10 protein-coding genes are annotated in these 13,303 nt (G+C 60.2%); 8 read left to right on the top strand and 2 right to left on the bottom strand.

Annotated features, from left to right (window positions below; all coding sequences use genetic code 11):
- Positions 1–71 precede the first annotated feature (71 nt).
- From HBO10_RS04420 to moaE, 6 genes are all read left to right on the top strand, one after another.
- Positions 72–1,196, top strand: a complete 1,125-nt coding sequence (locus HBO10_RS04420) for a polysaccharide deacetylase family protein (RefSeq protein ID WP_034128703.1) — start codon at positions 72–74, stop codon at positions 1,194–1,196.
- A 339-nt stretch (positions 1,197–1,535) separates the two neighbouring features.
- On the top strand, positions 1,536–2,930 hold the full coding sequence (locus tag HBO10_RS04415) for a PhoH family protein (protein WP_005785025.1): 1,395 nt from the start codon (positions 1,536–1,538) through the stop codon (positions 2,928–2,930).
- A gap of 296 nt (positions 2,931–3,226) precedes the next feature.
- Positions 3,227–6,955 (top strand): autotransporter serine protease, encoded by a 3,729-nt coding sequence (locus HBO10_RS04410; RefSeq protein ID WP_034128702.1) that lies wholly within the window; start codon positions 3,227–3,229, stop codon positions 6,953–6,955.
- Between the two features lie 181 nt (positions 6,956–7,136).
- Positions 7,137–7,610, top strand: a complete 474-nt coding sequence (gene moaC / locus HBO10_RS04405) for a cyclic pyranopterin monophosphate synthase MoaC (protein ID WP_034128701.1) — start codon at positions 7,137–7,139, stop codon at positions 7,608–7,610.
- Positions 7,607–7,849 (top strand): molybdopterin converting factor subunit 1, encoded by a 243-nt coding sequence (gene moaD, locus HBO10_RS04400; protein ID WP_032903342.1) that lies wholly within the window; start codon positions 7,607–7,609, stop codon positions 7,847–7,849. Before moaC ends, moaD begins: the two co-directional genes overlap by 4 nt.
- Before the next feature lie 2 nt (positions 7,850–7,851).
- Positions 7,852–8,301 (top strand): molybdopterin synthase catalytic subunit MoaE, encoded by a 450-nt coding sequence (gene moaE, locus HBO10_RS04395; RefSeq protein ID WP_034128700.1) that lies wholly within the window; start codon positions 7,852–7,854, stop codon positions 8,299–8,301.
- A 144-nt stretch (positions 8,302–8,445) separates the two neighbouring features.
- Here moaE and rhlB read toward each other — a convergent pair whose 3' ends face one another.
- Both rhlB and HBO10_RS04385 read right to left on the bottom strand, forming a co-directional pair.
- Positions 8,446–9,912, bottom strand: coding sequence for an ATP-dependent RNA helicase RhlB (gene rhlB, locus HBO10_RS04390; protein ID WP_034128699.1), 1,467 nt, complete (start codon positions 9,910–9,912; stop codon positions 8,446–8,448).
- A 95-nt stretch (positions 9,913–10,007) separates the two neighbouring features.
- Positions 10,008–10,664, bottom strand: coding sequence for an alpha/beta hydrolase (locus HBO10_RS04385; protein WP_034128698.1), 657 nt, complete (start codon positions 10,662–10,664; stop codon positions 10,008–10,010).
- A gap of 346 nt (positions 10,665–11,010) precedes the next feature.
- Between HBO10_RS04385 and HBO10_RS04380 the strand changes: the two genes are divergently transcribed.
- The gene (locus HBO10_RS04380) at positions 11,011–12,042 is read left to right on the top strand and encodes an amino acid ABC transporter substrate-binding protein (RefSeq protein ID WP_034128697.1); all 1,032 of its coding nucleotides are present in this window, start codon (positions 11,011–11,013) and stop codon (positions 12,040–12,042) included.
- Between the two features lie 72 nt (positions 12,043–12,114).
- Positions 12,115–13,296, top strand: a complete 1,182-nt coding sequence (locus HBO10_RS04375) for an amino acid ABC transporter permease (RefSeq protein WP_034128696.1) — start codon at positions 12,115–12,117, stop codon at positions 13,294–13,296.
- The last annotated feature ends 7 nt before the right edge of the window (positions 13,297–13,303 follow it).

Below are 13,303 nucleotides of genomic sequence, written 5' to 3'. Positions count from 1 at the left end.
GCTCGCTCCTACACAAAAAGGGCGGACCAGTCCGCTATGATGGGCGGTAACTCTGTAGAGGGAGACCTCGTGTGCGATTAGCGCTTTTATTGTCCGCTTGCCTGCTGTGCCTGAATGCCCACGCCGCGCCGGTGGATGTCGCCAGCCTGGACCGTGGTACCTGGCCGGAAAAACTCGCCAGCCCGGCGCTGTTCGATGTGGCTTCGCGTGCGGAGATCCTGATGTTCGCCCACGGCCTGCTCGCCAGCGAAGCCCTGGACGACGCGGCGCTCAAGCAACGCCTGGGGCTGAAGATCATCAACCTGGCCGCCATCGGCGATCTGCGTCGCCAGCTCTGGCAACGGCTGTTGGAGAACTACACATTCGCCCAGCAGAGCTGCGAAGAAGACGCCTCGTTCTGCTACCTGGTGGAAAACATGGACGACCTGCGTGAGCAGGCCGGCAAGTTCGAGGTCAGTGACAACTCTTTCTATATAGGCTGGGCCGCCCCCAGCCGGCACTTCCACGAACGCTATCTGGACGAGTTGTTGCGCAAGGCCGCGCTGTTTCCGCAGATCAGCAGTGAAGTGGCGCGCTTTGGCGATCATGAGCGCAACGGTGATGAACTCAATGACCGGATGTTTTTACTGACCTTCGACGGTGGCCCTGCACCTGTCAGCGGCAATACCGACTGGCTCACCGATTACCTGCGCAAGCAAAAGATGAACGCGACGTTCTTTGTCCTTGGCAGCAGCTTGCAAACCCGTGTGGAGCGCAGTTCCGCCGCCGATGTGCAGGCGCTGTACCAAGGGCAGTGCGTGGGGCTTCAGGGCTGGCAGTACCGCTCCCACAGCCATTGGGTCGACTGGCAAAGCTCCATCACCCGCAGTGCCGGGCTGGTACAGAACCTGATGCCGGAAAACTATGTGCCCTTGTTCCGCCCGCCGTATGGGCAGCGCCGCGCGGACAGCCAGGGATTCTTCCAGCAACAGGGCCTGCAAGTGGCGTTATGGGACATCGACTCCCAGGACGAGCCGGGCAAGCTCAAGGCCGATGAGTCGGCGCAACGGGTGCTGACATTGATGCTGCTGTGGCGCAAAGGCGTGATCGTGTTTCACGACACCCAGGACAAGGCGCGGGTGGCATTGCCGGTGGTGTTGCAGGCTACGGCGCAGAGTGGCTTGGGTTGGCAGGAGTGTCGCGAGGCATTTCGATGAAGTGCCCGGCTTTGCTGGGGGTGGGGTGTTTTCGGGGCGATTTGCTGCGACATTTCGATGCAGGCGGACTTCCGACTTTAACGGGGTACATGGCACTCGGCTAGTGCTATTCGTCATCCTGAAAAATAAACTTCAAAAAAGCGTCAAAGTGCCTTTTCCTGTCATGGGTTTTGCGGTATTACGAAGTCAGACCGCCGAAACCTGCAACACAGGTGGCGTCTTCCAAGACTCCGCATGTGGGCATTGCACTTGACGTCCCTCAGGTGCACTCGGTGGTCGAATCGAGGCGCAGCACCGCCCAGGTATTGCGTCGAATGGCTCCCACAAAGGTGACCGAGTATGGATGATCATGGACGTAACCCTTCTTCCGACCAGCCAATCCTTTATGTGCTTGATACCAACGTATTGATCCACGATCCAAACGCACTGCTGAACTTCGAAGAACACCACGTCGCCATCCCAATGATCGTGCTTGAGGAGCTCGACAAACTCAAAAGCGGCCACCACAGCGTTGCCGCCGAATGCCGCCAGGCCATCCGTCTGATCGACAAGACCCTGGGTGAAGCTTCGCCCGAGGACGTTGAAGTCGGCGTGCCCATCCAGCGTGGCAAGAGCGGGCCCAAGGGTTTGCTGTCGATCCTGATGAGCAAGCGCAGCGAGCCCAACAGCCTGCTGCCGGAAAACCTGAACGACAACAAAATCATCAACCAATTGATTGACCTGCACGCCCGCGACAAGGACCTGCGCGTGGTGCTGGTGACCAAAGACATCAATATGCGCCTCAAGGCACGAGCGTGTGGGATCGCTGCCGAGGACTACAGCACCGACCAACTGGTCGACGACGTGTCGATGCTCTCGCGTGGTTATCACATGATGACCGGCTCGTTCTGGGACCGTGTCAGCAAGGTCGAAACCCGTCAGGACCACGGCCGCACCTGGCACCAGGTACAGCTGATCGACAACCTGCCGGCCGTGCATATCAATGAGTTCATTGTCGACGAACAGGGCTTCGTGGGCTGGATCAAAGAGATCCAGGTCGACAAGCTGCTGATTCTCGACCTGCATCAGGAACCCCTGTTGCACCAGGAAGCCTGGGGCCTGAAACCGCGTGATATCTACCAGAGCCTGGCGCTGTATGCGCTACTTGACCCGGACATTCACCTGGTCAACCTGACGGGCGCCGCAGGTTCGGGGAAAACCATCCTCGCCCTGGCCGCCGCCATCGAACAGACCATGGTGACCAAACGCTATCGCCGCATCATCGCCACCCGCAGCGTGCAGGGCCTGGACCAGGAAATCGGTTTCCTGCCCGGTACCGAGGCGGAAAAAATGGAGCCGTGGCTGGGGGCTATTACCGACAACCTCGAAGCCTTGCACATGGATGACGAAAACACCCATGGCAGCGTCGACTACATCCTCAGCAAAGTGCCGTTGCAGTTCAAATCCCTCAACTACATCCGAGGTCGCAGCTTCCAGCAGAGCCTGATTCTGATTGATGAATGCCAGAACCTTACGCCGCACCAGATGAAAACCATCATCACCCGTGCCGGCGCCGGTTCCAAAGTGGTGTGCCTGGGCAACCTGGCGCAGATCGACACCCCTTACCTGTCCGCGACCAGCTCCGGGCTGACTTACCTGACGGAACGCTTCAAAGACTTCCCGAACGGCGTGCACATTGCGCTGCAAGGGGTACCGCGTTCGATTCTGGCTGAATACGCCGAGTCCCATCTGTAACTGCAGCGAACCTGCGACGAAAAGCCCCGGATTTTTCACGAAGTCCGGGGTTTTTGTTTTGTGCGACATTTGCCTGCGTTAACGCGTCCCGGGTGCTTGTGGTCTCTGTAATTATTTTGTTACATTTTTTCTTGCGATAAAAACCATAAGAACACTGCAAGACCCCGTCGGAACACCACCTCCTTGATTCGACGAACGTTTAGAAAACCTGTCCAGGGTTTTCACCGTGACCCTGCCTATTACAAAAGCCCGAAACACCGCTCATTGATGACGCACATATCCAAAGGGAAAGGAAAATGGACGTAGCAGGTAATGGCTTCATTGTGTCGCAACGCAATCGCACCCCCCGTTTCAAGACCACACCCCTCACACCCATAGCACTCGGCCTGGCCTTATGGCTGGGCCACGGTTCCGTGGCCAGGGCAGACGACAACCCCTACACCCCGCAGGTATTGGAATCGGCGTTCAGGACAGCCGTCGCCTCATTCGGTCCTGAGACTGCCGTGTACAAAAACCTCAGGTTTGCCTACGCGGATATTGTCGATCTTGCGGCCAAGGACTTCGCGGCCCAGTCCGGCAAGTTCGATTCGGCCCTCAAGCAAAACTATGAGCTGCAACCCGAGAACCTGACCATTGGCGCCATGCTCGGCGACACCCGTCGGCCACTGGACTACGCTTCGCGCCTGGATTACTACCGCAGCCGGCTGTTCAGCAACAGCGGCCGCTACACCACCAATATTCTGGACTTCTCCAAGGCCATTATCGCCAACCTGCCGGCCGCCAAGCCTTTCACCTACGTCGAGCCGGGCGTGAGCAGCAACCTGAGCGGGCAATTGAACGCAGGCCAGTCCTGGGCTGGCGCAACCCGTGACTGGAGTGCCAACGCGCAAACCTGGAAGACCCCGGAAGCTCAGGTCAATTCCGGCCTGGACCGCACCAACGCGTATTACGCCTATGCCTTGGGCATCACCGGCAAGGGGGTGAATGTCGGCGTACTCGACTCGGGCATCCTCACCGAACACTCCGAGTTCCAGGGCAAAAATGCCCAGGGCCAGGACCGGGTGCAGGCGGTGACCTCCACGGGCGAGTACTACGCCACCCATCCGCGCTACCGCCTTGAAGTACCCAGCGGCGAGTTCAAGCAGGGGGAGCCTTTCAGTATCCCTGGGGAATACGACCCGGAGTTCAACGACGGGCATGGCACGGAAATGTCCGGGGTGCTGGCTGCCAACCGCAACGGCACTGGTATGCACGGCATTGCCTTCGACGCCAATCTTTTTGTCGCCAACACTGGCGGCAGCGACAACGACCGCTACCAAGGCTCCAACGACCTCGACTACAACGCATTCATGGCCAGCTACAACGCCCTGGCGGCGAAGAACGTAGCGATCGTCAACCAAAGTTGGGGGCAGAGCTCGCGCGATGACGTGGAGAACCACTTCGGCAACGTCGGCGACAGCGCCGCGCAAAACCTGCAGGACATGACCGCCGCCTATCGCCCATTCTGGGACAAGGCCCACGCCGGGCACAAAACCTGGATGGACGCCATGGCCGATGCGGCCCGGCAAAACACGTTCATCCAGATCATCTCGGCGGGCAACGACAGCCACGGTGCCAACCCGGACACCAATGCGAACCTGCCGTTTTTCAAGCCGGATATCGAAGGCAGGTTCCTCTCCATCACGGGCTACGACGAAACTAGCGCCCAGGTCTACAACCGTTGCGGTACCTCCAAGTGGTGGTGCGTGATGGGCGTGTCGGGCATTCCGTCTGCCGGCCCCGAGGGCGAAATTATCCCGAATGCCAACGGCACCTCGGCCGCCGCGCCGAGCGTTTCCGGAGCCCTGGCGTTGGTTATGCAGCGCTTCCCCTATATGACGCCCAGCCAGGCGCGGGACGTGTTGCTGACCACCTCCAGCCTGCAGGCGCCGGATGGCCCGGACACGCCGGTTGGCGAGCTGACCGGAGGCCGCACCTATGACAACCTGCAACCGGTGCATGATGCCGCGCCGGGTGCCCCGCAAGTACCAGGTGTGGTCAGTGGCTGGGGCTTGCCCAACCTGCAAAAAGCTATGCAAGGGCCGGGGCAGTTCCTCGGTGCGGTAGCAGTGGCGTTGCCCAGCGGTACCCGCGATATCTGGGCCAACCCGATTTCCGATGAGGCCATTCGCGCCCGTCGCGTAGAAGACGCTGCCGAACAGGCGACCTGGGCCGCCACCAAGCAGCAAAAAGGCTGGCTCAATGGCCTGCCCGCCAATGCCTCGGCCGACGATCAGTTTGAATACGACATCGGTCATGCCCGGGAGCAGGCAACACTCACCCGCGGCCAGGACGTGCTCACCGGCAGCACCTACGTCGGTAGCCTGGTCAAGTCCGGGGATGGCGAGTTGGTGCTGGAAGGCCAGAACAGCTATTCGGGCAGTACCTGGGTACGCGGAGGCAAATTGTCGGTGGACGGCGCATTGACCTCTGCCGTGACGGTAGATAGCAGTGCCGTGGGCACGCGTAATGCCGATAACCGCGTGATGACCACACTGGGCGGCACCCTGGCCGGCAACGGCACGGTGGGCGCCTTGACCGTCAACAACGGTGGGCGAGTGGCCCCGGGGCATTCGATTGGCACATTGCGCACCGGCGACGTCACATTCAACCCGGGTTCGGTGTATGTCGTCGAAGTCGGGGCCGATGGCCGCAGCGACCAGTTGCAGAGCAGCGGGGTGGCGACCCTCAATGGCGGTGTGGTGAGCGTGTCCCTGGAGAACAGCCCCAACCTGTTGACCGCCACCGAGGCGCGCAGCTTGCTGGGCCAGCAGTTCAATATCCTCAGCGCCAGTCAAGGTATCCAGGGGCAGTTTGCAGCGTTCGCCCCCAACTACCTGTTTATTGGCACTGCGCTCAACTATCAACCGAATCAGTTGACCCTGGCGATAGCTCGCAACCAGACGACCTTCGCCAGTGTCGCGCAAACCCGCAACGAGCGTGCGGTGGCGACGGTGGCCGAGACATTGGGCACTGGCAGCCCGGTCTACGAAAGCCTGCTGTCATCGGATTCCGCCGCCCAGGCGCGGGAGGGCTTCAAGCAACTTTCAGGGCAATTGCATTCGGACGTGGCCGCAGCGCAAATGGCCGACAGCCGCTACCTGCGTGAAGCGGTCAACGCTCGCCTGCAACAGGCGCAGGCACTGGACTCCAACGCGCAGATCGACAGCCGTGACAACGGCGGCTGGGTACAGCTACTCGGTGGACGCAACAACGTCAGTGGTGACAACAACGCCAGCGGTTACTCCTCGTCCACCAGCGGCGTACTGCTGGGCCTGGACACCGAGGTGAACGACGGCTGGCGCGTGGGCGCGGCGACCGGTTATACCCAAAGCCACCTCAACGGCCAGTCGGCGTCGGCGGACAGCGACAACTATCACCTGTCGGTCTATGGTGGCAAACGCTTCGAGGCGATTGCCCTGCGCCTGGGAGGTGCCAGCACCTGGCACCGCCTGGACACTTCGCGACGGGTGGCCTATGCCAATCAGTCGGACCATGCCAAGGCCGACTACAACGCGCGTACCGACCAAGTGTTTGCCGAGATCGGTTACACCCAATGGACCGTGTTTGAACCCTTCGCCAACCTCACGTACCTGAACTATCAAAGCGACTCGTTCAAGGAAAAAGGCGTTGCCGCAGCCTTGCATGCCAGCCAGCAAAGCCAGGACGCGACACTCTCCACCCTGGGCGTGCGTGGCCATACCCAGCTGCCGCTCACGTCCACCTCGGCGGTGACCCTGCGCGGTGAGCTGGGTTGGGAGCACCAGTTTGGTGATACCGATCGTGAAGCTTCTCTGAAGTTTGCCGGCAGTGACACGGCCTTCGCCGTCAACAGCGTGCCTGTGGCCAGGGATGGCGCGGTGATCAAGGCCAGTGCGCAAATGGCGTTGACCAAGGACACCCTGGTGTCGTTGAACTACAGCGGTTTGCTCTCCAACCGGGGTAACAACAACGGGATCAATGCCGGGTTTACCTTCCGGTTCTAACCTTGAATGTAGGAGCGAGCTTGCTCGCGAAAAACGTCAACGATAACGCGTGCACCCTGGGTAAACGCGGCGCCTGAGAGTTTTTCGCGTTCAAGCTCGCTCCTACAGGATGGGATAAACAGCCCTGCGCAAATTTTGACCCACAGGTTTACAATCGCTGCTCCTGATCAGGAGTATCCCTGTGCTGACTCATCTCGATTCCCAAGGTCGCGCCCATATGGTCGACGTCACCGAAAAAGCCGTGACGTTCCGTGAGGCGGTGGCCGAAGCGCGGGTGCGCATGTTGCCCGCCACTTTGCAAATGATTGTTGACGGCGCCCACCCCAAGGGCGACGTGTTTGCCGTGGCCCGCATTGCCGGGATTCAGGCGGCGAAAAAAACCAGCGACTTGATCCCCCTATGCCATCCGTTGATGCTGACCGGCGTCAAGGTGGAGCTGCGCGCCGACGGCGTGGACGCTGTGCATATCCTCGCGCGCTGCAAGCTCTCCGGCCAGACCGGCGTTGAGATGGAAGCCCTGACTGCCGCCAGCGTCGCGGCACTGACGATCTACGACATGTGCAAGGCGGTGGACCGCGGCATGACCATTGAGAGTATTCGCCTGCTGGAAAAGCTGGGCGGTAAGAGCGGGCATTTCAAGGCGGATGAACAATGAGTATCAACGTACTGTTTTTTGCGCGCTACGCCGAAGCGGTGGGTTTCGATTCGCTGGAGATGGAAGGTGAGTTTGCCAGCGTTGATGCCGTGCGCCTCGCGCTGGCTGCTGACCCGGAATTCGCCGTGCTCAACGAAGCGAGCCTGATGTGTGCGCGCAACGAGGAGTTGTGCAGCCTGGACGAGCCGGTGCAAGCCGGCGATGAAGTCGCCTTCTTCCCACCCGTGACCGGAGGCTGACCATGGCCATTCGTGTGCAGGTCGAAGCCTTTGATCCCGGTGCCGAAGTCAACGCCATGCACGCGGCCAACGTGGGCGTGGGCGCGGTGGTGAGCTTTGTCGGCTATGTACGCGACTTCAATGACGGGCGCGAGGTGTCGGGGATGTTTTTGGAACACTACCCCGGCATGACCGAGAAGGCCCTGGCCAAGATCGCCGTTGAGGCTGAGCAGCGCTGGCCGTTGCTCAAGCTGGAGGTGCTGCACCGTATCGGCGCGCTGGAACCGGGCGAGCCGATTGTGTTTGTCGGCGCGGCCAGTGCGCATCGGCAGGCAGCGTTTGATGCCTGTGCATTTGTGATGGATTACTTGAAGACGCGGGCGCCGTTCTGGAAGAAGGAAAACACCAGTGAGGGGCCGCGTTGGGTAGAAGGGCGCAGCAGTGACCACGCCGCAGCGGATCGCTGGAAGTAGCCAGCCAGACGCTGAAACCCATGTGGGAGCTGGCTTGCCTGCGATAGCATCACCTCGGCGTGACTGAAAAACCGAGGTGTCTGCATCGCAGGCAAGCCAGCTCCCACACAAGCCCGCTCCCACATTTTTTATCGCATTCCCGTATCAGGGGCGTTTGCGTTCTACAGCCCGCAACAAATGCGTCGGCGGCGTTTCACAGCTGATCTTGCGCCCCAGCAACGCCTCGATGGACGGCAACTGGTACGAGTCATCCTCGCCCGCAAAGCTGATGGACACACCCGCAGCCCCAGCACGCCCGGTACGGCCGATGCGGTGCACGTAGTCGTCCGGTACTTCCGGCAGGGTGAAGTTGATCACGTGGCTGATGCCGTCGATATGAATACCGCGACCGGCTACATCGGTAGCCACCAGCACACGGATCTTGCCTTCGCGGAAGCCTTCCAGGGTCTTGATGCGCTTGTGCTGCGGCACATCCCCCGACAGTTGCGCGGCGTTGACGCCGTCGCGCACCAGGCGTTCTTCGATGCGGCGCACTTCGTCCTTGCGGTTGGCGAATACCATCACGCGCTCCCAACCGTTGTCGTTGACCAGGTTGTAGAGCAGCTTGTACTTGTCGGCACCGGCGACGGCGTAGATATGCTGCTCGACGTTTTCGCTGGCAACGTTGAGTGCTTCGATCTCGACGATGGATGGGTCGGTGGTCCACTGCTTGGCGAGGTTCATCACGTCTTCGGTGAAAGTCGCGGAGAACAGCAGGGTCTGGCGCTCGGTTTTCGGCGGCGTCTGACGAATGATCTGGCGTACTTGCGGGATAAAGCCCATGTCGAGCATGCGGTCGGCTTCGTCCAGCACCATCACTTCGACCATGTCCAGGTGCACGTCGCCACGCTGATTGAAGTCGAGCAGGCGGCCCGGGGTGGCGACGAGGATGTCGCAATGACGGGCTTCGAGGTGCTTGAGTTGCTTGTCGAAGTCCATGCCGCCCACAAACGTCATCACGTTGAGGCCGGTGTACTTGGTCAGGTCGGCGGCGTCCTTGGCGATCTGCACCACCAGCTCCCGGGTCGGGGCGATGATCAGCGCGCGCGGTTCACCCATGTAGCGTTCCTTGGGCGGCGGCGTTTGCAACAGCTGGGTGATGATCGAGATCAGGAACGCGGCGGTCTTGCCGGTGCCGGTCTGGGCACGGCCGATGGCGTCTTTGCCCGCGAGGGTGAAGCCCAGCACTTGCGCCTGGATGGGCGTGCAGTACGGGAAACCCAGGTCCTGGATGGCGTGCATCAGTTCCGGGGCCAGTTTGAAATCGTGGAAGCGGGTTTTGCCTTCCTGGGGTTCGACGACGAAGTCTTCGAGTTTCCAGGGGGTCACGGGCGGTTTGGGCGCACGTTCGCGACGGGGCTTGGCCACAGGCGCCGGGGCGGGTGCGGCAGGCTTTACCTGTTCAGGCGGCGTCACCGTGGTTTTGTTCGGTGAGGCGGCGGGCGCGTTCCGGCCGGGCTGTTGACCGTCATTGCGGTTGCCGGGCTTGGGGGCAGGAGCACTGGGAACAGGCGCGAGCGGCTCAGCCTCGCTTTTGCCGAACATCTTCTTGAGTGCTTTGAGCACGGTCATCTCATTAATTGATTAAGGAATGTACGCCGGCCAGTGTAATGCAAGAATCGGGCGCGGCGTAGTGCGTCTGTCATACGGCTACATAAACACGGGATTCAGCGTAGGCGTTCAGTCAGCCAGGTGCCTATATCGTGTATCTCTTGGGGTAACACTTCGTGGCCCATTGGGTATTCCTGCCATGTCACGGTGACACCACGGCCCTTCAAATGCTCGTAGGCGCTGCGGCCCATGGCGTTCTGCACCACATCGTCGTACTGGCCATGCAGGCAGAGCGTGGGAATGCGTTGCTGGCTGGCGGATAATTCCAGGTCATTATCGAAGGTTGGCGCATAGGTGGAGAGGGCGATCACACCGCCCAAGGGCCCCTCCCATTTCTTGAACGCGGTGTGGAAAACCACCGCGCCACCTTGAGAAAAACCGGCGAGGAAAATTCGCGAGGTGTCTATTCCGGTTCTCTGTTGCGCCTCAATCAGGTCTGTGACCATTTTTGCCGACGCTTCCAGTTCTTCCAGGCTGATCGAACGGGCCGGGCTCATGGCCTTGATGTCGTACCAGCTCGGCATCTCGTAGCCACCGTTAATCGTCACCGGACGCGTGGGCGCCTGGGGCAAAACGAAGCGGGTGGTCAGCAGGGTTTCCTGCAGGGCTTCGGCCACCGGCAGGAAGTCGTAGCGATCGGCGCCCAGGCCATGCAACCAGATAACGCAGGCGTCTGCGGGCTTGGCGGGCTGAAGAATCAAGGGTTCGGTCATGTCTGCTCCATAGATGTGCGGGCGCTCCGATGAGGTGCGTCGGAACGGTGCGCGACAGGTTGATCTGTTAAGAGAATGTCGCAAGGTTGAATCTTTTGCCATCGAAGCGCAGTTACAGCCACTCGGCCAAGACTCTGGTACGCGCCTTGCTATGTGTAGCTCGATGTCAGAACTCTCCCAGGGCGGTAACACTATCAGTGACTGCCGCTCGTGGGAAAGCAACTGGAATTACCGCAAAAACCTCATGCTGCTTGGCCCCAAAAAAAACCAACACGGGTCGATATCGCCTCATAAGGGTGCGCTGAGGTTGGAGCTCCGACACAACAAGAGCAATTGGAGGTTTGTAATGAAGGTATTGAAATCCACCCTGGCCATCGTCTCTGCGGCGGCTGTACTGGGTGTCAGTGGTTTTGCCCAGGCGGGCGCCACCCTGGACGCCGTGCAGAAGAAAGGCTTTGTGCAGTGCGGTGTGAGTGACGGCCTGCCGGGTTTCTCGGTGCCGGATGCCAGCGGCAAGATCCTCGGGATCGACGCTGACTATTGCCGCGCTGTGGCGGCTGCCGTATTTGGCGATGCCACCAAGGTCAAGTTCAGCCAGTTGAACGCCAAGGAGCGTTTCACCGCGCTTCAGTCAGGCGAAGTCGACATCTTGTCGCGCAACACCACCATGACCAGCTCCCGCGATGCGGGCATGGGCCTGAAATTCCCGGGCTTCATTACCTACTACGACGGCATCGGCTTTCTGGTGAACAACAAGCTGGGCGTCAAGAGCGCCAAGGAACTGGACGGTGCAACCATCTGCATCCAGGCCGGTACCACCACCGAGCTGAACGTTTCCGACTATTTCCGCGCCAACAACCTCAAATACACCCCGATCACCTTCGACACCTCCGATGAAAGCGCCAAGTCGCTGGAGTCCGGGCGTTGCGACGTGCTGACGTCCGACAAATCCCAGCTGTTCGCCCAGCGCAGCAAGCTGGCTTCGCCGAAAGACTACGTGGTGCTGCCGGAAACCATTTCCAAGGAGCCCCTGGGCCCGGTCGTGCGTAACGGTGATGATGAGTGGCTGGCCATCGTGCGCTGGGTGGGCTACGCCATGCTCAACGCTGAAGAGGCCGGTGTGACCTCCAAGAACGTCGAAGCTGAAGCCAAGGCCACCAAGAACCCGGACGTTGCGCGTCTGCTCGGTGCCGACGGCGAATACGGTAAAGACCTGAAAGTGAAGAAGGACTGGGTGGTACAGATCGTCAAGCAAGTGGGTAACTACGGCGAGATGTTCGAGCGCAACCTGGGCAAGAGCACGCCGCTGGAAATCGACCGTGGCCTGAACGCCCTGTGGAACAACGGCGGCATTCAATACGCACCCCCTGTGCGCTGATCGCTGATGGTTCTGTCACCCGGTAGGCCAACTGCCGGGTGATGTTCTGTTCCATTATTTTCGGGGCACTTCATGCAAAATCAAATCGGCGCACACAAGCAGAAGCTCAGCTTCAGCGACCCCAAAGTGCGTGCGTGGCTGTTCCAGATCATTACGATCGTGGCGGTGGTCTCGCTGGGCTGGTACCTGTTCCATAACACCCAGACCAACCTGCAACACCGGGGCATCACCTCGGGTTTCGACTTTCTTGAGCGCAGTGCCGGTTTCGGCATCGCGCAGCACTTGATCGACTACACCGAATCGGACAGCTATGCCCGGGTGTTTGTCATTGGCCTGCTCAACACTTTGCTGGTGACCGTCATCGGTGTGGTGCTGGCAACCCTGCTCGGCTTCATCATCGGCGTGGCACGCTTGTCGCCCAACTGGATGATCAACAAGCTGGCGACGGTGTACGTGGAGGTATTCCGCAACATTCCGCCGCTGTTGCAAATCCTGTTCTGGTACTTCGCGGTGTTCCTGACCATGCCAGGGCCGCGCAACAGCCATAACTTCGGTGACACCTTCTTTGTCAGCAGCCGTGGCTTGAACATGCCGGCAGCGCTGGCGTCCGACGGGTTCTGGCCGTTTGTCACCAGCCTGGTGGTCGCTATCGTTGCCATCGTGCTGATGACCCGCTGGGCCAACAAGCGCTTTGAAGCGACGGGGGTTCCTTTCCATAAATTCTGGGCGGGCCTGGCGCTGCTGGTGGTGATCCCGGCGTTATGCGTGTTGATCTTCGGTACGCCATTGCATTGGGAAATGCCCAAGCTTGCGGGCTTCAACTTTGTCGGTGGCTGGGTACTGATCCCAGAGCTGTTGGCGTTGACCTTGGCGCTGACGGTGTACACGGCGGCATTTATTGCCGAGATCGTGCGCTCGGGCATCAAGTCCGTCAGCCATGGCCAGACCGAAGCGGCACGTTCACTGGGCCTGCGCCCGGGGCCGACGCTGCGCAAGGTCATCATCCCGCAAGCGTTGCGCGTGATCATTCCGCCGCTGACCAGCCAATACCTGAACCTGGCGAAAAACTCGTCGTTGGCCGCCGGTATCGGTTATCCGGAAATGGTTTCGCTGTTTGCCGGCACGGTGCTCAACCAGACCGGCCAAGCCATTGAAGTCATTGCCATCACCATGAGCGTGTACCTGGCGATCAGCATCAGCATTTCTCTGCTGATGAACTGGTACAACAAGCGCATTGCGCTGATCGAGCGGTGAGGACACA

It is taken from the genome of Pseudomonas sp. WS 5503 (genome assembly GCF_012985385.1).
GTDB classification, from domain to species: domain Bacteria; phylum Pseudomonadota; class Gammaproteobacteria; order Pseudomonadales; family Pseudomonadaceae; genus Aquipseudomonas; species Aquipseudomonas paracarnis.
Note: the sequence above shows the minus strand (reverse complement) of the source record. Positions and strands in the feature narration are given on the sequence as shown.

What these genes read in the sequence shown, in the direction of transcription:
- HBO10_RS04415 (WP_005785025.1), top strand. Translation starts at nt 1,536, where the DNA reads ATGGATGATCATGGACGTAACCCTTCTTCCGACCAGCCAATCCTTTAT.
- HBO10_RS04410 (WP_034128702.1), top strand. Translation starts at nt 3,227, where the DNA reads ATGGACGTAGCAGGTAATGGCTTCATTGTGTCGCAACGCAATCGCACC.
- moaD (WP_032903342.1), top strand. Translation starts at nt 7,607, where the DNA reads ATGAGTATCAACGTACTGTTTTTTGCGCGCTACGCCGAAGCGGTGGGT.
- moaE (WP_034128700.1), top strand. Translation starts at nt 7,852, where the DNA reads ATGGCCATTCGTGTGCAGGTCGAAGCCTTTGATCCCGGTGCCGAAGTC.
- rhlB (WP_034128699.1), bottom strand. Translation starts at nt 9,912, where the DNA reads ATGACCGTGCTCAAAGCACTCAAGAAGATGTTCGGCAAAAGCGAGGCT.
- HBO10_RS04385 (WP_034128698.1), bottom strand. Translation starts at nt 10,664, where the DNA reads ATGACCGAACCCTTGATTCTTCAGCCCGCCAAGCCCGCAGACGCCTGC.
- HBO10_RS04380 (WP_034128697.1), top strand. Translation starts at nt 11,011, where the DNA reads ATGAAGGTATTGAAATCCACCCTGGCCATCGTCTCTGCGGCGGCTGTA.
- HBO10_RS04375 (WP_034128696.1), top strand. Translation starts at nt 12,115, where the DNA reads ATGCAAAATCAAATCGGCGCACACAAGCAGAAGCTCAGCTTCAGCGAC.